Source organism: Streptomyces sp. SPB162 (assembly GCF_029504575.1).
Classification (GTDB): Bacteria; Actinomycetota; Actinomycetes; order Streptomycetales; family Streptomycetaceae; genus Actinacidiphila.
On record NZ_JAQFII010000001.1, the window covers coordinates 752,985 to 774,838 of the forward strand.

Below are 21,854 nucleotides of genomic sequence, written 5' to 3' on the forward strand. Positions count from 1 at the left end.
ACCGCGACCCGGTTCCGCCGGTGGACCAGGTTGACGTCCAGCAGGTGCACCACACCGTTCCCTGCCTCACGGCGGACCTGGCTCTCGATGCTCTTGAAGACGTCGGCGACGGCGATGTCCACGGTGATCCCGTCGGGAGCGCCCGCCGAGCGGTCACACCTCCCGAAGGACATCGCGTCGATGCGATCACCGTGGAAGAGGGCGATGCCGGCCGGGTCGACGGGCTTGCCACCCACCGTCAGGGCCTGGCTCGGCACGTCCAGGAACCAGCCGTAGCCGAACTCGAACCGGTGGACGCCTTCCTCGGTGTTATCGGGGGTGCTTTGCAATCCGACGTAGAAGGGGCGCCTCGAGGCCTTACCGCCCGCCTTGATCTCCCAGCGCTTCCCGTTGGGGCGTGCCTGCGGTACCACCTCCGCCATGAACTCCGGCAGCGAGACCGGTGGAACCAGCAGATGGGAGCCGCGAGCTCCGCGTCCGCTGTCGACCGGCACGCAGCGGACGCGGTCCACCAGATACGTCCGTCCACCGACCAGCGTCTGCGGTTCGTCGAGCACCGCGAGCCACGGCTGGTAGGCCCCCGCGTCGTCCGGAGCGAGACCCGTGGGAAGCAGTACCCGCCCGTCCGGGGTCAATTGGCCCGTGACGACACCGGCTGCCCGGATGCGCTCCCACTCGGCCGCGGGATCGGCCGCCACCTCGAGCGGCGGGCGCTCGACGGCCTCGGAGCGGGCGGCTCGCGAGAGCACGAACTCACGGTGCACATCCCACAGGAGGAGCGGTCGCCGACTGCCGTCGGGCCGGTCCTCCCAGAACTCGATGGGCTCCAGGTCCAGACCGGTCCGCTCCAGGCGTACGGCCAAGGGGAGAGCGGTGGGCAGCGCCACACCGGTGGTACCACCCACCAGGTTGCGGCTCCCGACCCGGACGACGGCGCGGCGGGTGTCCTTCTGCTGACGGAATCTCACCGCCTCCGCGTCGCAGGCTTCGAACGCCGGGATTGCGCCCTCGGCACCGGAGACCTCACCCGGGTCGACGACAGCGATCCGGCCGAGGGAGGGGTGCTGGTAGAGCACTTTGTCCTCGCCCTCATCGCTGACCACGCCGACCGCCGTCCAGTCGGCTTCGGGCGCGGCGTCCCTGGTCCACAGACCCCGCAAGCGCAGCTGACGACGCTGCACGGCGAAGGTCCAGCCGGCCGCGGTCCGCCGCAGGGTCAGACGGCTTCCCGCCGGGGGCCGCGCGTTGTCGAAGCACGAGACGGGGAGCAGGGCCTCGGTCAGGTGGCTGCCCTGGCGGAGCCAGACCCTGATGCGGGTGATCTCCCGCCCGGCTTTGGTCAACCACGCGGCGACCATGCCGGACGGGGTGCCCTCGGCGAAGAATGCGGGGTCGGGCCGGCCGACGCACGCCCCGAGGAGTTGCTCGTGCGGGAGCGGTGTCGGTTGCCGTGAGGGCCGGCCCGCCGCGCGCGACACGTCCTCCGTCACGATCGCCCATCGACAGGTCGTTCCGCCGTCGGGGAACTTGCCCGTGAGAGTGAGCGACTCGGTGTCGGCGAAGCCGCAGATCCCGTCGACGGTCCGCACCAGGTTGTTGCCCTCCGCGGGGTCCCTGCGCTGCAGCAGCTGTACTTCGACCACCTCGTCCTGTTCGAACTGTTCCAGTAGCTCGAAGTTGCCGACGGTTCCCGGCACGGTGATGCCGATCTCGTCCACCGGGTGCACGTCCACCTCGGCACGCCGGGCCTCCGGCTCTCCCCACCTCCCGATGCTGCACAGCGTGTGACCGCCCTTGAGCCGCCGAGTCGTCCTCGCGGTGGCGACGACCCAGCGCGGGAAGCCCTCGATCCGCGGCATCTCGATCCGCCAGGCCGGCTTGCCGTCCGGACCGGTTTCGAGCACGGCCTCCTCGTACAGGTCCTGGTCGCCGACGCTGTCGCCGTCGGCAGGAGCCGCTGCGGAACGGGAGAAGGCGGACAGCCAGTCACAGTTGCGCCGGTCGATCGCCGAGCCACCGGGAACCAGGCGCAACCGATTTCCGTCCGGCGGGAACTGCGCGTGCACGATGAGCCCGGTCTCGGCATCCGAGCAGGCCTTCTGCAGCAATCGCCAGTCCTTTGCCTCCCAGGCGGACTCGCCGAGCACGTAGGTGCGCCCGGGTTGCAGCGCGAAGCGCAACGCCGCACCGAAGCCGGAGGGGTCCGTAGCCCGACCGCAGAGCACCAGGCGCATCCCCGGGTGGTCCGACCCTTCGGCGCCCGGCAGTTCGCTCGCGGCCGCTGCCAGCTCGACCAGGGGCCCGCGTCCAGCGGGACCCAGTGCCGGTGCTCGCCGTGCCACACGACCAGCGTCCTGGTGGACCAGGTGCGGCCCGGGGAGCCGAACCTCCGGGAGAGATCCGGGTCCCAGAGCCGGCGGGCGGAGATGTCCTTCTCCGCGGACTGCTGCGGATAGCAGTCCCCGCCGACGCCGTCGACGCCGTCGACCCGCAACGACAGCCACGGAAAGGATTCCGTCGTGCGGAGCGTGGCGTTGCGGATCTCTCCGATGCGGGGCTCCGGGACGGCCAGCCAGGCCACGGCGTCAGCCGTCCTGCCATCAGGTCCGACCTTGACCGCCAGGGTGCGGCCCATGGTCCACCGCCGGTCGGTGGGCTGGAGGGTGTGGCTGACCGGGTTGGGCAGGCCACAGTTGATCCACAGGTGGGTTTCCCCGCGGGTATGGACGGCGCTCGCGATGACCCCGAGGACGAAGCCGCCTCCCACCGCCTGCGGGGTGTCGCTCCCCGGACTGAACAGATCCCGCACCGACGGCCGGCCACCGCCACGGACCCTCTTGTCCAGTTGCTCCCCGCGCGGGTAGAGCACCGCCTCGCCGGTGCGCCGGTCGACCGTGGCGGCCACCACGAGCCGGGGGTCGAGCGTGACCGCGTCCAGCTCCTCGCGCCGGGCACCCAGCCGAGCGGGGCGCTGCGCCCGCTCCCACGCCTCGGCCATCACCGCGCCCAGCGGGACCGCCGCGGCTTGGAGCTCCTGGTGCGCGGTCGCCCGTACCAATGTGACCAGCGCACTCTCGGTGCCTCTGGCGCTGATCCTGGAGCCGAAGGTGTCGAATGGCTCGGAGCGGGACGCCGCGAACACGGAGGGTCCCCACTGGTGGTAGAACGCCCGGAGCACCCGGTGCCGCAGCAGGTTGGCGCTCTCGGCCGGCAGTGACATCGCATCGCCCGTCGCGCGGAAGAGCCGGTCGTAGTAGAGCGTCGCCCGTGGACTCAGCTCGATGATCACGTCGATGACCCGTTCCAGCACGGCGGACAGCCGCTCCTGGGAGCCCGCTCCAGCCACCTCGGCGCGGAACAGGTCGAGCAGCCGGCTCCGTACCACCCGCGGCAGCGCGGCGGCGGAGTTCAGCGCCGCGACCGACTCCGACCACGAGGTCACCCAGTCGTCGTGATGCCGCTGGTCGCCCAGGTCGGGGCGGCGCAGCAGCGCCGAAAGGCGCAGGGTGCGTGCGGTGAGCGGCACATAGCGCAACCGCGGCGACCCCTCGCAGCGCCGCTCCATCTCCTGCCCCATCACCTCCCACTCCTCGACGCTGAAATCCCTGCGCTCGGGGTCCGTGGGACCACTGAGCAGCAGCTCCCGGTGTCCAGGGACCACCGACTTGCCGGACGGGTTCCTGACCGGCGGCACGGGTAGTCCCCCGGGGGTCCAGTCCCAGCGGAACAGGGGCTCCTCCACCTTTTCGTCCCCGTGCACCTCCCGCCACGACAGGGGCGCCTGTTCACCCCCGGATATCTCCCGCCGCAGCAGCGCGGCGGTGATCGCGGTGCCGCGGGTCGCCGACCCGGGCTGCGCGGACACCAGATCGAACAGCACCTCGGCGGCGGACCGGTCACCGATGAACCAACGGCCACCCGCCTCCGTACGGTGGCCGCCGACTCCGCCCGCCGAGGACTCCCTCACCCAGAACAAGGCGGCGGCCAGACCGTTCTCCTCGTGCGCCAGATCCCGCAGTGCCTGCCCGGGGGGCAGGGGATCCGTCTGGGCGTGCAGGCTGCTGAGCACGCGCACCAGCTCCGCGGGGTGGACGGTGGGCCGCAGGCCCTTGCCCACCCGGTCCGTCATGTTCTGCGCGTGGGCCATCAGGCCGGCCAGGTGGCCCGCCGGGACCAGCGACCGTCCCGTGTGTTCCCTGATCGCGCCCATCAGCTTCTGGAAACGGCGGCCGAGGACGTCTCTGAGGTGGATGTTCAGCAACAACAGGAAGTTCGGGTGGTTCTCGCGCCGCCTCCCGTCGGTGAGCAGCCGCTCGCCCAGTAACCCGGCGCCCAGCAACCGGACCAGCTGCTCCGGCTCGTTGTCCGTCAGCCGCGTCGGACCGCCACCGCTCGCAGCGACACCGGGCCGATCGAACATCCACGGTGACCAGACCTGTGCCGCGACGGCGGGGACGGTGTCCGCGACCGGTCCGTCGGTGAGGATCGGCATCGGCCGGCGACGCCCGTCGGGCGGGGTGCGCAGGCCGAGCAGCCTGCCCACATGCAAAACGGCGCGGCCGTACTCGGGCCCGGTGTACTTGATGGACACCTGGACCTGCTGGGCCTGGTTCGTGTCGGGGAACGCCTCGGGGGGCTGCCACCAGCGCTGGAGCCGCTCGACCGTCTCCTCTGGGGCGAGTTCGACGGCCAGAGTGCTCAACGCGTTCTGCCACAGCACCGCCGGCATCGCGGAGTCGCGGTGCCCGGCCACGCCACCCAGCCGGGTGTAGGCCGCCTGCCGCCTGGCCGTGGCATCAACCGACCGCCAGTCCCAGGCCGCGGTGAACTCCTCGACCCAGCCGAGCAACCGGGTGCCGGAGAGCGCCTCGTTCTCCATCTCGTCGAGTCGGGTCGCCAGGACCGAGGGATCGCGTTCCTCGGGCAGGATGCCGAAGGACACCCGCGCCGCGCACATCAACAGGTCGGGCTCCATGTCGAGCGCGCCACCCGAAGCCCGGGCCAGGGCGCGCACCTCGTCCCCCGACTCAGGCCATGTGGTCGCGCTCCACTCCGCGGCCTGGGTCAGCGCGAGCCGGCCATGCTCGCCGCGCAGGGCCGCCACCAGAACGGTGGGGCGCTCTCCGAGACGCTCGCGTACCACCTGACTCCGGTGCGAGGCCAGGAAGCGGCCGACGGTCAGCACCAGCGTGGGGGCGAGCTGTTCCCCCAGATCCAGGTACGGAACAAGACCGGGAGCAGTGGCGTGCGACCTGGTCAGCACCTCTTCCAGGGCCGACTCCAGGAGGCGCGCCGCCTTCTCCCACTCCCCGCCGCCGGCCTCCCGGAGCAACGCGCCGAACCGGACCCGCAGATGGTCGGGGCTGATCCGGGCGATGGTCCGGTAGAGCACCAGGGCGCGCGCCGTCACCTCCGGGTTCCCCTGGAAACGCCGATGCGCTGCCAGGACGTGCGGCAGGGCATGCAGGGTGGCGGCGGTCTCGGCCGATCGCAGGCAGTCGAGGGCCGCGCAGACCAGTTCCTCGGCGCGGTCGACGCCCCTGGGCTCTCCGAGCGCCGCGATGATGTCCTGGTGGACGGCAGCGTCCTCGACAGGGAGGCCAAGAGAAGCACAGAAGTACCAGTTGTGAAGCACAGAGATGTCCCTTCCCCGTCCACTGGCGGTCCTAGACGACCCGTCAGATGGTGGCTCGATGGTAGGGGGCCGATCTGTCCGCTCTGAGGCGAGTCATCCGTATCGATGCACTCCTGTGACACGGCCCGTTCCCCCGCCCGCGCAGCTCAGCGGATGGGCGACGACAGTTCGGTGGACGGGCGACCGCAGCTCGAGCGGATGGGGCGACGGCAGCTCAGCGGAAGGGCAACGGAGGCCGCAACGCGTCGCGGTACTCCGCCATGTCCCCCTCCAGCCGGGCGTCGGGGACCACCGCGTCGGGTGCCAGGCCCACCATCCGCCGCCTGGCCTCGGACAGGTCCACCAGCCAGGCCACGACGTCCTTGGTCAACGGTCGCCGGGTCAACAGGGTCCAACGGCCACGGCTACGGCCTTTCGGATCGAGTGCCCACAAGTCGGTCGAGGCCAGCAGTCCGGCCCGGTCCAACGCGACGGCGTCCTCGGGTGTGCCGAGGTCCAGCAGCGTCAGAGGGGTCGAGCGTTCCGCCACGCGGACGGCGGCGTCCACAGCTGCGGACACGCCCTTCGCCTGCCACTCCTCCAGCTCGATCGGCAGGTCCGCACCTCCGAAGCGCGCCTCGGCGGGGTCCCGCTCCCGCAGCAGCCCGAGTACCACCGCATCGGCGACGGACTCGGGAACGCGTACCCGGGGGAAGTCGGACGGGCACGGCAGCCGACGTGCGGCAGCGCGGAGCCAGCGACCCAACTCGTCGTCCCGGGAGGCCGCGAGAAGAAGCGACGCGTAGCGCCCAACGCCGGTGCGGCGGGCGGCGTGCGCCTCCATGAGGGCCGGGAAGACCGCCGGCCACCGCGCCGCCACCGACCGCAGGACGTCCAGTTCGGCACGCCAGTCGCCCCAGCCGTCACCCACGTTCAGGTCGTCCACTACCGCGACGGCGTCGATCGGCAGGGTCGGCCCGCCGGAGAACGGCGCGGGCTCTTTTCGGACTTCTTCCAGAACGTGTGCGGCCGCGGTCAGGGCGTGCGAGCCGGCTCTGGGGGCCGCACCCAGCCGGGCACGCAGGGGCGGCAGCCTGATGAGGTACTCATCGCAGCGAAGGTCACCGGCGATTTCGACGGCGGCGTGGTGCACGTTCTCCGCGTCCTCCCCGTGGACCTGGAACACCACAGCCCGCAGGTCGGGAACCAGACGGCGCAGGCCCGCCAGGCAGGAGGGCCAGTCCAGCAGAGGGGAGTAGGCGTGCACGCGTCGCCGCACCACCAGACCGCTGCCCCGCCCGGGGAGATGGGCTTCCGACGCCTCGTCGTCCGATGCCGCGTCGTCCGAGGACAGCGCGGACAGGAGCTCGCGGCGGGCCCCCGGCTCGTGCAGGCGTTCGGCCTCCACCTCGTACCAACGCCGTCTGTCCGGACGCTCCTTGTCACCCCCCTTGAGGTCGAACTCCGCACGTTCCAGCAGGGTGACGAGGTCGTCCCCCGACGGGTCGGCCAGTACGTCAACGAGCGGACCGGCCTGCAGGCACCAGCGGGTCTCCAGGTGAACCCGGAAGCGTTCGTCCGCGGTCCCGAGATCTCTGCTCCCGGCCGGCGGCAGGGCCATGCGGTGGGCGACGGACGGCAGGACCGCCCGGCGAGGCGGCCGCAGCTCCCGCAGTCGCAGGGTTGTACTCCGTCGGCCGGTGTACAGCACCGGCAGCGCGGTCGGCTCGTTCATGCCAGTGGCCGCCTCGGCGACCGCCACGTCGATGTCCCGCCACTGCAGGAGAGCGTGGAAGAACCGGCCCGCGAAGCGCACCGATGCTCCGTCGCTCACGGTTCCGTGCACCGCGACGACATAGGGGACGCCGTCGATCGCCAGGCGCTCGGCGAGGGAGAGGTTCGACCGCTTCGACGCTGATCCCGATGCGGGGGCCGCTACGGAGGCGGAGGCCGCGTCGCACGCCATCAGCACGGCGATCCTGACCCCGTACCCGGTCAGCCAGCCGGACAGCGTGGCCGCGTCCAGGAGTTCTCCGCGCGACTCGCCTGGAGCACTGGCGACGACCAGACCGTCGTCGAGGTGATGACCGCCGAAGTAGAAGAGTGCCGCGTCCGGCAAGGCACTGCGGATGGCCTTCGCCGTCGCGGGGGCGGCCACTGACCGGCTTTCGAACGGGGAACCTCGCAGGGCTGCCGCGACCTGGCGTCCGTCGCGGTCACTCGTCGACCCGGCCGCAGGCTCGGGGACCGACTCCACCCCCCGCGGAGTGATGATGTCCCCGTGGACGGCCGTCGCGTCGGCGATCACCGCTCCCCCACCGCCGTCTGCCGGCGCGTGGGCCGTCGTCGAACCCGCCACCTCACGAACCACGGAGAACCGCGGATCGAAGCGCAGCTCCCGGTAGGGCTGCGGATCGTCCTCGCCGGCCGCCCACGCGCGCCACGCAGGGGGCCGCTGGTGGACATCGGCCTCCGGCACCCGCACCCGCTCCCAGGGCAGGGCACCCAACGAGAAGCCGCGCTCTGCCGAAGGCCTCGGCAGCCGGACCCGAATTCTCAACCGGTCGCCGTCGTTCAGGGCCTGCAGCTCCGCGAGGATCCGTCGTCGGACGTCCGGGGGCAGCAGTACTTTGCCCAGGAGAACCGCGTGCTGGTCACCGGGGAAGGGGAACGACAGCAGAGACCGCCCGACGAGGGCACCGCGGTGCGGCGCCACGACGAGGCCGTCACCGTCCACGACCGCGGCGACGACCCTCTTGTCGTCTTGCCAGTTCAGGCCGATCGTGATGTCTGGGCCGACGGCCATGGTGCCAGCCCCTCCCGCTGGTGCGATCCATCGCCCGGCCGCCCCCGGTGTGCTGCCGAAAGCGGCCATGACGTGTGGACGATGCCAGCACAATGGCACCACCCATCCGTCTTCTCAACTCGCCAGTGCGGAGCCCGGACCCGGACTGGACGACCGGAGCGTGCCCCATGCCCAGCGACACCACGCCTCCGCCGCCGAGGTCCGCGACCGAGGGGCTGTTACGTCTCCTCCTCGCCTCGGAGGAGGTCCCGGACAGCCTGCCGATGGAGGCTGAGGCACGAGCGGCGCTGCTGTTACTGCTGGCCGACGACGAACTCGACGCCGCCGCCTTCGACGAGGAGTTCACAGCGGTCTTCGTCGACTACGAGGCCTTCGCCCTGCTGTGGGACCACTGGATGAAGACTCGTCAGGACGGACTCCGGGGCTCCGCCCGCACCGACGGTGCGGACCTTCGCGAACAGGCGCCGACCGAACCCGAGGCCGATGCCGATGCCGATGCCGAGCGGCCCGCCGACCGGTTCCTGAACCTCTGCCTCACCTGGCCGCTTTCACGTCGTGTCGTGCCCCGGGACCGAAGGCTCGGGGTCGGCGTGACGTACGAGCTGCGGGTGGACATCGGTGACCTTTCCGCGGAAAGCCTGCTGGCGGCCGCGAGCCAACCCTTCCCGGAGCACCCGCTCGACCACAACGGCGACTGGCTGGACGTCCTCGTCATGAGCGCCGACTTCACCGTGTACGGCGAGCGCCACCCCTATTTCCTGCCGCGTGTCGGCCCCGGTTGGGTCTGCCCCTGTCAACCTGGTGGACACCACACCTGCGCGCCCGAACACCAGGACCGGTACCTGCGCGTACGCGTCAGCGCGCCCCCGGAGACCGGCCCGGCAAGCCTGCGGCTCATCGTGACCAACCGCGGCAACCAGCTCCAGTCGGTGTCCCTGACCGCCCAGGTGGCGTTGCGCGAGGAGCCGGGCGCGGAATCGCTCACGGCCCATATCGACCACACACTGGTCGACGGCTTCACGGGGATCGCCGACCTGCCGGAGCGCACAGCCGGCATCCGGGTCGCGCGCCGACGCGATGGTGGTGTCACCGTGGACGTGCTCGGCGCGGGCACGGCGGTGAGCACGTTCTGGCTGAACGAACTCCTGCTTCGCGGCACACTGGACCGGGCGCGCCGCGTGCTCGGCCGCGTCCACGCCGAGCGCGCCGACGGCGCGTTCCGCAACCGCCTGCGAGCAGGCAACCGCAAACCGGACGACGAACTGTTCGCCGATCTCTCCGCCCTGGCCCAACTCGGCTGGGATCTGCTGCTCGTGCTCGCCCCCCACGTCGAGCAGCGCACACGACTCGCCGAGGTGCTGGGCGGCCCCGGGGAGATCCAGATCTGCCGGCAGGACCGGCAGCCGATCACGTTTCCCTGGGCTTTCGTCTACGACATCCCGGTGGACGTCCGAGACACCTCGGTGCCCCTGATCAGATGCGAGGCCGGACGGAGGGAGATCGACAGGAACCTCGACGCGCACGCCTGCCCGGGCGAAAGCGAACACACCTACAACACGCTGTGTCCGTTCGGGTTCTGGGGATACCGCCACCGCATCGAGCAACCACTCTCCCTGCCGCCCGGCCGCTCGTTGCCGCTGCTCGCGGGCCGCGGGGCACAGGTGCCGAGCATGACCGTCGCGCGGAGCCTGAAACTGAACGAGACGCTGTCCGGCCTTCACATGCGGGCTCTACAGGAGTCATTCCCGGAGGGAATCACGGACTGTGACGGACGGGAGGCGCTCAAAACCGCCCTGGCTGCCGCGCGACACGACTGTGTGTACTTCTACTGCCACGGACGCACGCCCGACGGGTTGGACGAGGCCGAGGAGACCACAGTCCTGGAGATCGGCCTCTCGGACCGCATCACCCCGCCCGCGCTGACCGCCTGGGCAGCGGCGCCGACCACGTGGGAGCCGAGTTCGCCGTTGGTCTTCCTGAACGGATGCCATACCGCGAACAGCGAGCCGGCCACCTGGCTGAGCTTCGTCGACGCGTTCTCCGGGCTTGCGGCCGCAGGGGTGATCGGCACCGAGATCTCCGTCGAGCAGGCTCTGGCAGCCGAGGTCGCCGAGCGGTTCTGGCAGTACTTCCTCGACTCCCAGCCGGTCGGTGACGCGTTGCACCGGGTGCGCATGGAGCTGCTCCGCAAGGGCAACGTGCTGGGCCTCGCCTACACGGCCTACTGTTCGAACGGCTTGCGTATGCGGCGATGAGAGGGCTGGTCCTGCTCCCCGGAGCCCTGCCACGAACTTGTCTGGGGGGGCAGCGACGCCTCCGCCGACGCGGCGCTTCCCGCGCTGTCGGCCGGAGCAGAGGTCGCACCGGGCTGGGCCGAACCGGCAGCGCGTTCGGCCAGCAGGGCCGACCGGTCCCGGATGTCGAACCATGCGGCGGTCACGAAGTACCCGAAGAAGCCCGTGGCCAGGCCCAGTCCGTACGAGGCGAAGAGCTCGGGATCGGCGAAGCGGGCGTCGACGACCGCGCCGCCACCGAGCGCGGCGATCACCGTGACGAGATCACTGAGACCCGAGCCCTGCGAGCGCCGCAACGTCCGGTAAGCGATCCACCCGATCACCAGTCCGAACGCCCCGGCCCCCACATGGCCAAAGACCGACATCTGCCGCCCCCACTTCCCCCACCGCGATGCATCCGGGCACCACCCGTCGGTGATCGCACCTCGACACAGTGCCACACGATGACCCGCAGGGATGGCCGGACGGGATCAAACGATGCGAATCCACCCGCCGGGCATACGCGGGATTCGGCCGACTGTGAACTGTGCCGTGACCATCGCACGGGATTGCCGGTTGAGTGGGCATGAAGAAACGAATGATGCTCGCGGTCGCCACCTTCGCCACGGGAGTGGCGACGGCCCTGATCACCCCCAACGCACACGCCGGGGTCGCCGATGGCACCCTGAACAACCCGCATGCGCTGACGGGCACCGAGCTGCTGAACCCACCGGCGAACAGCACCGCTGACACCCCGGCCGACGGCCACCAGAACAGTCGCGAAGGGTAACGGGCGGCACCGGCACGGCGTTCGAGCGCCGCACTCGCCGGTTCCCGCCCGCCACCGCGCCGCCACCGCGCCCGTAGGACGGTCAGCGGGCAATCTCCCAGATGTGGCCGCCGGGGTCGCGGAAACTGGCGGTGCGGATGCCCCATGGGCGGTCGAGCGGGCCGTTGAGCAGGGTCACGCCGCGGGCGGTCAGTTTCTCGCACATGGCGTCCACGTCGTCCACGGGGAGTGTGAGCTGGAGCCGAGGGCCGGCGGTCGGGTCGCCGGGGTGTGCCGGGCTGATCAGCTCATGTGCCGCGGAGGTTCTCAGCAGGTTGACGAGGGCGTTCCCGAAGTCGAACACGGCTGAGTTGTCGTCCTCGAAGGCCGGCGGCAGGCCGAACACCTCCCGGTAGAACCGCTTGGTTTCGTCGAGGTCCTCGACGAACAGGGTGATGGCACTGATGCCTGTGGGCCACGGCGAATCCTCGGTGTGATGCACAACTACAGAGGATCTACCAAATTTCCCGGCTGTGTACAGGCATTGGCGTGTCACTGCGGGTAGCGCACGATCAGCAGCGCCTCCACGTCCCCCGAGGGCGCCTGATACAGGTGCCGGACATCGGCGGCCCAACTGCCGTGCATACCGGGACCGATCAGGACGGGGTCGGTGACTCCACCGACGCGCGCGGTGCCGGCGAGGACGATGATGTGCTCGGTCGTGCCGGGGGTATGGGCGCCGGACTCCTGTTCCGTCCCTGCGCGGATACGGATCCGGTAGGTCTCCGCGACGGAGGCGGCCGCCTCGAACCGCTCGATGAGGACGGCGTCCACGGCGTGACCGGAGATCCTGGCGGGAGAACCGAGATCGTGCAGCGCGGTGCTCAGAGGCACCTTGAGCGCTGTGGTGAGCGCGTAGAGCGTTTCCAGGGTGGGGTTGCGCCGGCCGCTCTCCAGTTCGGAGAGCGTCCCCTTGCCGATCTTGGACCTGCGCGCCAGTTCGGACAGTGAGATTTCCTGCTCCTCGCGCAACTCCCGCAGACGCGCGCCGACGCGATTCGCCGCGGCCGGCGTCGCGGGTCAGGTGCGTGAGTTGACGGAGTCGACGCGCACGGCCGCGGAGGCCGCCCAGGCCTTGGCGTGTGACGTGGGTGCGATCGCCAACAGCCTGGTGTTCATCTCCGACGAAGAGCCCGTTCTGGTGCTGACCAGCGGCCGGCATCGGGTGGACACCGCGGCACTCGCCGCCCGGTGGGGACGTGGCAAGCTCCGGCGCGCTACCCCGGAACAGGTGCGCCGGGCCACCGGGCAGGCGATCGGTGGTGTGGCACCGGTCGGGCCACCTCCACGTGCTTCCCACCGTGGTCGACGCGGCTCTTGCCGACTACCCCCGGCTCTGGGCCGCCGCCGGGACTCCCCGAACGGTCTTCCCCACCACCGTCGGCGAACTCCTCCGGCTCACGGGAGGGCTCCTACTCCCCGTCGGCCCGTGACCGGGGGCTCGTTCGAACGACTTGCCGGCACCACAGGGCGGCCAGGCTACGCCTCCGTTTCCACCCGGATCTGCGCCTCCGTCTCGGGCGCGCTGCCCTGTTCGCCGACGGTGGCCGCCGCGGCCGCCTCGGCGGCGTCTTCGGTCCCGGCCTTCGAGGCGGCGCGCCGCATGCGGTACCACTCGACCACGTCGAGGGCCACGATCAGGCCGGCCAGCCACACGACCGCTGCCAGCGCAGGCAGGCGGGAGGCCAGTGGCAGGCTGATGAGGACGGCCGCCGCGGCGGTGAGCCGGGTGACGGACCACAGCCGGAACATCCGCCAGCGGGTGTAGGCGAAGACGATGAGGAACAGGCCGCAGCCCCCGTACAGCAGTGCCGCGACGCCGATTCCGAGCCGGTGTCCGGGATGCGCGACCGCGTCGTGCAAGCCGACCGCGATGGCGATGACGGAGCTGATCAGGCCCAGGTGTGCGTACGACAGGACATGCCGGACCATGTCGAACTGCTTGTCGGCGGCCGCCACCGCGAACTGCAGGGCACTTGCCGCGAAGGCGAAGTACACCCACCACAGGGCCGCGGTCAGGGCGAACGCGGCGGCCACCGTCGCCAGTACGTCACCCCCCATGTGTGTGGTGCCGGTGACCGGGCTGCCGATGGCGATGATGGTCTCGCCGAGCGCGACGATCAGGAACAGTCCAAAGCGTTCGGGAAGGTGACCCGAATGGAAGTGTGCGGTCGCGCGGCGGCGCAGGAGTTGCGGAGCGAGCGTGTCGACGAGCGCGGCCGCCGCCCACAGGGCGATGCGCGCGTTGCCCTCCACCAGACCGCCGGCGAGCAGCAGGGGGCCGGTGACGACGGCCCCGACCAGGAAGGAGTTGAGGTGCAGTTTCTGCCAGCGCAGTGCGAGAACCTGGAGCACCAGCCGGGCTACGAAGTACGCGCCGCCGTAGAGCAGACCGCGGTCAACGTAGGCGCCGGGCACCGCCAGACCCATGAACAGCGCGCTCAGCGCGACCGCGAAGATGCCGATCCGGTCGGTGGCGTTCTCCACGTCCTGCCGGTTGGCATGTACCGAAGTGGCCGTCCAGGCCCAGTAGGCGGGGACGAATACGATCAACGCCCGGCCTGCGCCGGCCCAGGTGTGGTCGGCCTGCAACAGGGAGCTGACCTCGGTGATGGCGAAGACGTAGACCAGGTCGAAGAACAACTCGGCCCAGCTCACCTGCTTGTCCGGTTCCTCGGCGGCCCCGGCATCGCCGCCCGCCGTCTCGGGGTGCGGCTGCGCGGGGTCCACCGCCTCCCCGACCGTTCTCACCGTGCCCCGTCGCGTCGATCGGCGCGGTGCCGCAGCCAGACCGGCAGTCCGTACCAGCAGGCGAGGAACCACAGCCCGATGGCGGCGGTGACGATCTCGGCCACGACGTTGTTCAGGGCGACGTGCAGGATCAGCAGCACCACCGAGCCGACGGTCAGCGCGAGCAGGGCCATGCCGCACATCATCAGGCGGCCGGCCACATCGATGATCTCCTCCTTCAGGCGCCGGCCCGCGAGGATGCGGTGGATGGAGGCCGGGGCTATCAACGCGCCCGTCGCCAGGGCCCCGCAGACGACGGCGACGACGTAGACCGTGAGGTCGAACGTCCCCAACTCGCGGAAGTACGGCGTGAAGGAAATGCTGAGCAGGAAACCAAAGAGGATCTGCACCCCCATCTGCGCGACACGCGTCTCCTGCAGCACCTCGTTCCACCGCCGGTTGACGCGCTCCTGATCGCTCTCACCCCCCTCCCCCGGCGCTGGGCCGGAGTCTGCTGCGCGGGGCGGGTTCGCGTCGGCGCGGGCGGGCGGCGGGACGGACATGGAGTCTCCAGATTTTCCTATGGGAAGGTAAATATCTGGTTTCCCGCGAAGTCCGTTTCCATGCTGCGCGACGAGTTCCTCGCCGATCGTCGCCCCGCGCAGCAGCGCCCTGACGAGCGGGGGAAGGTTCGCCGTCGGCCAGCCGGGTAGGTCCTGTGGGGCACTTCGCGCGGTTATGGGGGTTCTGTCATCCGTCACGACTTTCCGCGCTGCGGCCTGGTCCCACTTCCCTACGCACCAACCGATAGCACGGAGACGTCATGGCGGCCGATGCCCGGTTGTTCGACACACCCCCGCTTCCCTTCTCGGCATCGGAGCATCCATGACCTGGTTCTCCCGCAGCCTCCTCGCCGCTGTCCTGGGCTGCGCCGGTCTGGTGGCCGCCGCCGTATCGGGTCCCGCACAAGCGCGGTCCGCGCGGCCCGTTGAGTACGTCGCCCTCGGCGACTCCTTCGCCGCGGCTCCCCTGGTGCCCCCCACCGATCCGGGCAAGGTCGCCTGCCTGCGGTCGCTGTCCGACTACCCGCACGTCGCCGCGCGGGCGCTCGGCGCCCGGCTCACCGACGTGACCTGCTCCGGCGCCAGGATCACCGACTTCGGCGGCAAGCAGTTCGCTTCCGTCCCGCCCCAGTACACGGCCCTGTCCGACGGGACGGACCTCGTCAGCCTCACCATCGGCGGCAACGACACCAACCTGGTCACCCGAGTCATCAGCTGTGTGAACCTGTTCCCCGAGCCTCTCGGCACCAGCTGCGCCGATCGCCTCACCGCCGGTGGAGGCGACCGGATCGCGGAGGACATCGACCGCTGGGCGCCCTCCCTGGGCGACGCGCTGGACGAGATCCACCGCCGTGCCCCGCACGCCACGGTGTTCGTCGTCGGCTACGGCACCTACATCCGGAAGGACGGCTGCTTCCCCAGGCAGCCGATCTGGGCCCGTGACGCGAACTACATCCAGGGCTCCGTCGGCCGGCTCGGCGACGCCCTGCGCACCCAGGCCGCCGCTCACGACGCCACGTTCGTCGACACCATCCCCCTCAGCGCCGGACATGACAGCTGCGCCCCTGCCGGAACGCGCTACATCGAAGGTCTCGTCCCCACCAGCCAGGCACTCCCCCTGCACCCGAACGCCGCCGGCTCGGCGACCTTCGGCGACGCCCTCGCGGAATCCGTGCGCACGGCGACCTGACCCGCCGCCGGCATCAACGGGCCGTACCCGGGCCGCCGGCGTGCGGTCGCAGCAAGCTCGTCAGTACGACGGCGGGGTCGGGGTCGGCTTCCAGGGCGCCCACGTCCACGCCGTCTACACCGGCGTCGAGTGGGGCGAGTGCGACCTGACCGGCATCACCAGCCTGGCCGAGTACCAGCGGCGCGTCGCCTCCTACGCGGCGGCGCACCCGGACCGGGGCTCCACCACCGTGGCCCTGACCTCCGTCGGCGGCGAGCGCGTCCACGCAGCGGCGGACGCGCGCTGACCGCACCTCCGGCCGGTGCCACGGACCACGCCGCGGCACCCCGCGGGAGCCCCCCGCGAAAACCACCGCGAAAAAAGTTCGCCCGGCGGGTAAACGCGGGGGCCGACCGCGGGTGTTCAGCGGTGTTGCAGTCGGCGGAGGACCTGCCGACGTTACGGGGTCGGCGAGGGGCGTGGTCGGATATGTACGAATCAGTGGTGCTGGCGGTGCTGGCCGCTACGGTCGAAGTCGTCTGCCAGGTAGTGGCCTGTTGGTGCGAAGTGACCCGTGAACGTGAACGTGCCCGGCTCGTGCTCGCCGCGGTCCGCCTGGCGGGACACGCGGTCCAGGTGGAGGACCACCGCCCGGATGGGGGCATCCTGACCGTGCGGGGCGATGGCCTGGCCGCCCCGGGCGGTCGGGAGGGGGAGACACGATGAGCAGGGGAACCGACAGCGTGCGCACCGGCGCACAGGAACCCGAACGCGGCGAAGTGGCGGAGGCCGAACGTGTCCCCGCCGACTTCGACGCGTTCTTCACGACCCACCGGCCGGCCCTGCTGGCCCGTGCGGTCATGCTGTGCGGCAATCGACAGGACGCCGAGGACGCCGTGCAGGACGCCTTCCTCGCGGCACTGGAGAACTGGGACCGGATCAGCGGCTACGAGCAGCCGAACGCGTGGGTGGGCTTGGTGATGCGGAGAAAGCTCTGGCGCGTGCTGCGTCTGCGGCTCAAGGTGAAGCGGGCGGCACTGGACGTGGCACTCCCCCGGCAGGCGCTGCCCGATGAGACGGCACAGGCCCGGCGGGTACTGACCGCGATGTCCGGTCTGCCACCGCGCCAGCGGATGGTGCTGGTCATGTTCAGCCTCTACGCCCTGACGCACCAGGAGATCGCCGACGACCTGGGCATCACGGCCTCCGCGGCCCGGGGCAACCTCCGCAAGGGGCGCGCCAACCTCCGGCGGCTGCTCGGCCTCGACCCGACCACCGATCCGCTGGGCGAGGTGCCGCTGCTGGGCACCGGCGGCCCGGCACCCGGGGACCGGCTCGCCGCGGCCCTGAACGCCACCGAGTCCTGGCTCCGCTCGGCCTTCGAGGAGGACGAACAGGCGGCGCGGCAGGCCGGTGCGGACCTGGCCGGCCGGCGAGGCGACGGCACCGGGCGTACGGGGCCGTGCGCGTGAAGCCCCGGTCGACCGCGGGGCGCGCCCTGCTCGGCTGCGCCCTGCTGGCCGGGGTCCACCTGCTCGCCGTCACCATGCTGGCCATCCAGCTCCTGCTGGTCATCGCCATCATGACCACCGAGACCTGGCAGCTCGCCCTGCTCGGCACCCTCACCGTGGTGCCCGTCTCCACCCTGGCCTACGGGCTGCTCGCCGGGACGTCCGCCGTCGTACTCGAAGGCCCCCGGATCGAGCTGACGCCCCAAGAGCAGCCCGAACTGTGGGCCCTGACCCTGCGGCTCGCCGCCGAACTGGACACCGCCCCGCCCACGACGATGCGGCTCACCGACACCGTCAACGCCTCTGCCGGTGAGCGTGGCAGACTGATGGGCCTGGTCGGCGGCCCCCGCACCCTGGACCTGGGCCTGCCCCTGCTCCTCGGGCTCACCCCGGACGAACTGCGCGCGGTCCTGTGCCACGAGCTGGGGCACTACGCGGGCCGGCACACCCGACTGGCGTCCGTCAGCCACCGCGGAAGCATCCGGCTGCAACGCACCGTCAGCTACCTGGAGTTCCTGGAGAACGACCAGACCAGCGTCAAACCGGTCGTGCGACTGCTCCTGAAGGTCACCAAGGCGTACAACGGGTTGTACCTGCGCCAGACCCTGGCCGTACGGCGTGGCCAGGAGCTGGAAGCGGACGCGGCGGCGGCCCGCATCGCGGGAGCGCACACCCTCGCCCGCGCCCTGCGGACCGTGCACGCCCTGACTCCGCTGTGGGCCGATCTCACCGAGAATCCGGACCGGCCCGCGGGACCGGCCCGCGCAAGCGGCGTCGCGTCACCGCAGACGCTTCCCGAGGGCGTGTTCCGGTCCTTCGCGCGTCGGCTCGCCGATCCGGACGACCCGGGACCTGCCACCGTGCACGTCGTTCCCGACGACGGGCTGGGCAGTCACCCGCCGCTGGCGGTCCGGCTGGCGACCCTGTGCCCCGGCGGCGAGCCGGACAGCGCGCACCGGCCGGCCGTGACCGCACCCTCGTCCGCCGCGGGGCTCCTGCGCGAGCTCCCCGGGCTGGTCGAGACTTTGCAGGACGCCCTGCGTCCCGCAGATGCCGCGGTCTCCCCACAGGCTGAGACCACGATGTCGGCGAAACCGCCCGCGTTCGACAAGGCGCTACTGCGCTTCCTGCTCAAGATCAACCTGATCGGCATGTCCCTGGTCCTGGCCGCGAGCATCTTCGTCCACACCGTCATCCACCCACCGCGACCGTACTCGGCGCCGTTCTCCCCGGCGCCCGTCATGCCGAAGGTCTGGCCCGTCGGCGGGTCGCCCCCGCCGACGACCGTCCCTCCGTTCACCCTCCCGCCGGCCCCGTCGCCGAGCCGGCTCAGCACGCTGCCCCTGCTGCCCGCGCGGTGAGCGACGCTCACGCGACGGGGACGGGTGGGGCCGGGACCGCTCGCAGATGGGCGGTCCCGGAGCGTACGGCCCAGACGAAGACCGCCAACGAGACGACGCCGACCACGAGCGTGTCGTACGGCGCGGGCAGCCGGCCGGAGCCGCCGAAGGTGCCCAGCCAGGACAGCAGGGTCAGCGCGGCCAGGTGGCACACCAGCCACGCGCCGTGCCGCAGCTCCTCGCGCACCGGCAGCCCGCCGGCGTCGCGCCGCAGCAGCAGGAACAGGGGCACCCCGGCGAGCACCAGCGGCAGTGCCAGGCGCAGGTCGTGCCAGCCCGACCAGTAGACGAACTCGGCGGCCACCACGAAGCTGACCGGCGCGATCCAGCGCACCCCGGGCACCTGGCCGTCCTTGCGGGTGACTCCCTGATCCCTGTCCTGCGCGCGGAACACGGCGACGGCGACCGCGGACGCCGCGTAGATGAGCAGGTACATGTCGCCCATCACGCTGACGATGTCCTGCCAGCCGCCGAACGGCAGCATGAACAGCACGATGACGACGAGGTTGAGCAGCAGCGCCCGGTGCGCCATGCCGGAGCGGGGGTCGATCCGCATGAAGAAGCGCGGCAGCAGGGCGTTCTTGGCCAGGGCGTAGGTGTGCCGGGCGTCGAGCGCGACCCCGACGTAGGCCGAGCCGCCGGGCGAGACCACCGCGTCGGCGTAGAGCAGGGTGGCCAGCCAGTGCAGGTTGAGCACCAGGGCGAGCTGCCCGAACGGGGAGTCGAAGTCGACGCCCTGCCAGCCGTGGCCGAGCAGTGAGTCCGGCACCGTGTACAGGAACGCCAGTTGCAGCCCCAGGTACACCAGCAGGGCCAGCCCGATGCCGGTGAGCACCGCGCCCGGCACGGTGCGCCGGGGGTTGCGGGCCTCGCCGGAGAAGTCGAGCGGCGCCTGGAACCCGTTGACGGAGTAGACGATGCCACCGCTGGCGAGCGCGGTCAGGCAGGCCGCGTAGCCGTACGGGGCGAAGCCGCCGTGGTCGGTCAGCCGCCCGGAGTGTGTGCCGGACAGGAACAGCGCCACGATGGTGACGATGGGCACGACGACCTTGAAGAGCGACACGAGGTTGTTCAGCCGCGCGAAGGTGCGTACCGCGAACCAGTTGAGCGCGGTCAGCAGGATGCTCAGCCCCGTGGCCACGGCGAGACCGGACGTGGTCAGCCGGCCGTGCGCGTACAGGCCCGGCAGGTAGTGGGCGGCGTACTGCATGATCGCGCTGATCTCCGCCGCCGTGCCGCCGACGGACAGCAGCACCGACCATCCGATCACGGTACCCACCAGCCGGCCGCTCGCGTACAGCGGCCAGCGGACGGTTCCGCCGCCTTCGGGGCGGGTGGCGCCGAGCTCCACCATCACCAGCGCCACCAGCCCGCACAGCACGCCCGCCGCGACCCAGGACAGCAACGAGGCGGGGCCCGCGGTCTGGGCGGCGAACATGGCGGCGAACAGCCAGCCGGAGCCGAGGATGTTGGAGAACCCGATCGCCGCCAGGCTCCAGAAGCCGAGCTCCTTGCGGAGCCGGCGTTCCTCGCTCAGCACCGTGGGAACGTCCGCGGTCGGCCGTGGCTCGTATCGCGGCACGTGCACGCCTCTCCTCGGTGGGAACACTGGGGTCCCCCAGCGTGCCACGCCGGGTGCCGCCTGCCACAGAGGACCGCCCCGCGGCGGGCCTGTCACCGCACGGACGCCGCACCCGGCGGTTGTCACGAAGTGAGTGGTGCTGAGTCCGCCGCGACCTGGCCGCGTAGGACTCCGTAGCGGCCGGAGACGGCGGCCGTGGGCGTCCTGCGCGATCCAGGAGGAGGTCGGTGAGTTGAGCGATCGACATGCGGACAGGCGATCGGAGATCATCGCCGGCACCGCGGCGGCGGTGCTGGCCGGGACGGTGCTCCTGCTCCCCCACGCTCAGGCGGCCCCCGACACCCCGCGCGCCCCCGAGCCCGCCACCTCGCCCGCGGCCGTGCGGCCCGCACCGGCCCGGTAGCGCTGATCACCTCCCGGTTCAGACGCGGTCGGCGGCGATGAGCAGGTACTGGAAGCTGCCGTCCCTGTACGCGGTCAGGAACGGGTCCTCGATACCGGTGACCAGCGACGACTTGGCGCGCAGCTCCCAGTACGGGATCGTCGCGGCGGTGAGGTCCACGACGCTGATCGGCACGAGCCGGTTGGCCGCCATCTCCTTGAAGTAGGTGCTGCGGGGGTGGATGTCGCAGATGTAGTGCGCGTTGATCTGGCTGACGGCCCGGGAGGGCAGTCCGTAGGTGTCGTTGTAGCAGCCGGTGATGGTGACGTACCGGCCGCCGCGTGCCAGCAGGCGGGAGTGCTCGGCGAACAGCAGGCCCAGATCGACGTACATGGTGCTCTCGTTGTTCCAGATCCCGCGGAAGGACCCGGTGTCGAAGCCGGTGCTCAGCATGTTCTTGAGGTGGAAGCGCACCTTGTCGTCCACACCGCGTTCGACGGCCCGGGCGTTGGCGAAGTCGACCTGGGACTGGGAGATCGACACGCCGTCGACCGCGCACCCGAACCGCTGGTTGGCCACGACGCTGCCGCCGCCACGGCCCGATCCGGCGTCCAGCAGCCGGTCCTCCGGCCCGATGTCGCCGAACTGGTCGAGGAGCAGCTCCGTCTGGTTGCACTCCAGCCGGTGCAGCTCCTTGGTGACCAGGTCCTCGCGGATGTCCTCCGGCGCGTCGAGCACCGACCAGTCGACCTCACCGATGCCGTAGTGGTGGTGGTAGATGCCGTCCACGTCGCCCAGGCGCAGGTTGACCGGGTTCTTCTCGGCGTTCCAGTACGCGGCGACGGACCGCTGGTAGGGACTGGTGTTCGGGAGCTGGGCCGGGACGGTGATGTGGTCGAGGGACATGTGTGGGGTGACTCCTTCGGTCGTGGCGTCCTGAGGTCGTGAGGTCGTGGCGTCCTGAGGTCGTGAGGTCGTTGCGGGGCGCCGCGAGGG

At 71.2% G+C, this 21,854-nt stretch carries 17 protein-coding genes and 1 pseudogene; 8 read left to right on the top strand and 10 right to left on the bottom strand.

What is annotated here, in order from left to right; translation table 11 throughout:
• Nucleotides 1-1,486 precede the first annotated feature (1,486 nt).
• Nucleotides 1,487-5,635, bottom strand: a complete 4,149-nt coding sequence (locus tag M2266_RS03500) for a hypothetical protein (RefSeq protein WP_277436770.1) — start codon at nt 5,633-5,635, stop codon at nt 1,487-1,489.
• A gap of 214 nt (nt 5,636-5,849) precedes the next feature.
• Nucleotides 5,850-8,420 carry a CHAT domain-containing protein gene (locus M2266_RS03505; protein ID WP_277436771.1) on the bottom strand — a complete coding sequence of 857 codons (2,571 nt, stop codon included), beginning with the start codon at nt 8,418-8,420 and terminating at the stop codon, nt 5,850-5,852.
• 167 nt (nt 8,421-8,587) lie between these two features.
• On the opposite strand from M2266_RS03505, the gene M2266_RS03510 reads away from it, so the two are divergent.
• A complete protein-coding gene (locus tag M2266_RS03510) occupies nt 8,588-10,675 on the top strand; it encodes a CHAT domain-containing protein (protein ID WP_277436772.1) in 2,088 nt (695 codons plus the stop codon).
• Here the strand turns inward: M2266_RS03510 and M2266_RS03515 are convergent.
• Nucleotides 10,642-11,079, bottom strand: a complete 438-nt coding sequence (locus tag M2266_RS03515; protein ID WP_277436773.1) for a hypothetical protein — start codon at nt 11,077-11,079, stop codon at nt 10,642-10,644. The two genes, M2266_RS03510 and M2266_RS03515, sit on opposite strands and share 34 nt — an antisense overlap.
• Nucleotides 11,080-11,279: 200 nt before the next feature.
• On the opposite strand from M2266_RS03515, the gene M2266_RS03520 reads away from it, so the two are divergent.
• Nucleotides 11,280-11,483 (top strand): hypothetical protein, encoded by a 204-nt coding sequence (locus tag M2266_RS03520; RefSeq protein WP_277436774.1) that lies wholly within the window; start codon nt 11,280-11,282, stop codon nt 11,481-11,483.
• Nucleotides 11,484-11,565: 82 nt separating this feature from the next.
• On the opposite strand, the gene M2266_RS03525 is transcribed toward M2266_RS03520, so the two are convergent.
• Together M2266_RS03525 and M2266_RS03530 are read right to left on the bottom strand one after the other, a co-directional pair.
• On the bottom strand, nt 11,566-11,964 hold the full coding sequence (locus tag M2266_RS03525; RefSeq protein ID WP_277436775.1) for a VOC family protein: 399 nt from the start codon (nt 11,962-11,964) through the stop codon (nt 11,566-11,568).
• A 50-nt stretch (nt 11,965-12,014) separates the two neighbouring features.
• Nucleotides 12,015-12,503, bottom strand: coding sequence for a helix-turn-helix transcriptional regulator (locus tag M2266_RS03530; RefSeq protein ID WP_277441056.1), 489 nt, complete (start codon nt 12,501-12,503; stop codon nt 12,015-12,017).
• On the opposite strand from M2266_RS03530, the pseudogene M2266_RS03535 reads away from it, so the two are divergent.
• A pseudogene (locus M2266_RS03535) lies at nt 12,475-12,955 on the top strand (YbaK/EbsC family protein). The gene M2266_RS03530 and the pseudogene M2266_RS03535 sit on opposite strands and share 29 nt — an antisense overlap.
• Nucleotides 12,956-13,001: 46 nt before the next feature.
• Here the strand turns inward: M2266_RS03535 and M2266_RS03540 are convergent.
• Nucleotides 13,002-14,273 (bottom strand): low temperature requirement protein A, encoded by a 1,272-nt coding sequence (locus M2266_RS03540; RefSeq protein ID WP_277436776.1) that lies wholly within the window; start codon nt 14,271-14,273, stop codon nt 13,002-13,004.
• Entirely contained in the window at nt 14,270-14,815 is a 546-nt protein-coding gene (locus M2266_RS03545) for a DUF6328 family protein (RefSeq protein WP_277436777.1), read from the bottom strand. The genes M2266_RS03540 and M2266_RS03545 overlap by 4 nt, the downstream gene beginning before the upstream one ends.
• A 322-nt stretch (nt 14,816-15,137) precedes the next feature.
• Here M2266_RS03545 and M2266_RS03550 point away from each other — a divergent pair, with 322 nt between their 5' ends.
• Both M2266_RS03550 and M2266_RS03555 read left to right on the top strand, forming a co-directional pair.
• Nucleotides 15,138-16,004: an SGNH/GDSL hydrolase family protein gene (locus tag M2266_RS03550; RefSeq protein WP_277436778.1), complete on the top strand. Its 867-nt coding sequence runs from the start codon at nt 15,138-15,140 to the stop codon at nt 16,002-16,004.
• A 40-nt stretch (nt 16,005-16,044) separates the two neighbouring features.
• The gene (locus M2266_RS03555) at nt 16,045-16,290 is read left to right on the top strand and encodes a hypothetical protein (protein WP_277436779.1); all 246 of its coding nucleotides are present in this window, start codon (nt 16,045-16,047) and stop codon (nt 16,288-16,290) included.
• Between the two features lie 191 nt (nt 16,291-16,481).
• Here M2266_RS03555 and M2266_RS03560 read toward each other — a convergent pair whose 3' ends face one another.
• A complete protein-coding gene (locus tag M2266_RS03560) occupies nt 16,482-16,631 on the bottom strand; it encodes a hypothetical protein (protein ID WP_277436780.1) in 150 nt (49 codons plus the stop codon).
• 74 nt (nt 16,632-16,705) lie between these two features.
• Between M2266_RS03560 and M2266_RS03565 the strand changes: the two genes are divergently transcribed.
• Both M2266_RS03565 and M2266_RS03570 read left to right on the top strand, forming a co-directional pair.
• Nucleotides 16,706-17,455 carry a sigma-70 family RNA polymerase sigma factor gene (locus M2266_RS03565; RefSeq protein WP_277436781.1) on the top strand — a complete coding sequence of 250 codons (750 nt, stop codon included), beginning with the start codon at nt 16,706-16,708 and terminating at the stop codon, nt 17,453-17,455.
• Nucleotides 17,452-18,855, top strand: a complete 1,404-nt coding sequence (locus M2266_RS03570) for a M48 family metallopeptidase (RefSeq protein ID WP_277436782.1) — start codon at nt 17,452-17,454, stop codon at nt 18,853-18,855. Before M2266_RS03565 ends, M2266_RS03570 begins: the two co-directional genes overlap by 4 nt.
• Nucleotides 18,856-18,862: 7 nt before the next feature.
• On the opposite strand, the gene M2266_RS03575 is transcribed toward M2266_RS03570, so the two are convergent.
• On the bottom strand, nt 18,863-20,476 hold the full coding sequence (locus M2266_RS03575; protein WP_277436783.1) for an APC family permease: 1,614 nt from the start codon (nt 20,474-20,476) through the stop codon (nt 18,863-18,865).
• Between the two features lie 232 nt (nt 20,477-20,708).
• Between M2266_RS03575 and M2266_RS03580 the strand changes: the two genes are divergently transcribed.
• Nucleotides 20,709-20,879: a hypothetical protein gene (locus M2266_RS03580; RefSeq protein WP_277436784.1), complete on the top strand. Its 171-nt coding sequence runs from the start codon at nt 20,709-20,711 to the stop codon at nt 20,877-20,879.
• An 18-nt stretch (nt 20,880-20,897) separates the two neighbouring features.
• On the opposite strand, the gene M2266_RS03585 is transcribed toward M2266_RS03580, so the two are convergent.
• Nucleotides 20,898-21,764 carry a geranyl diphosphate 2-C-methyltransferase gene (locus M2266_RS03585; RefSeq protein ID WP_277436785.1) on the bottom strand — a complete coding sequence of 289 codons (867 nt, stop codon included), beginning with the start codon at nt 21,762-21,764 and terminating at the stop codon, nt 20,898-20,900.
• Nucleotides 21,765-21,854: the final 90 nt, after the last annotated feature.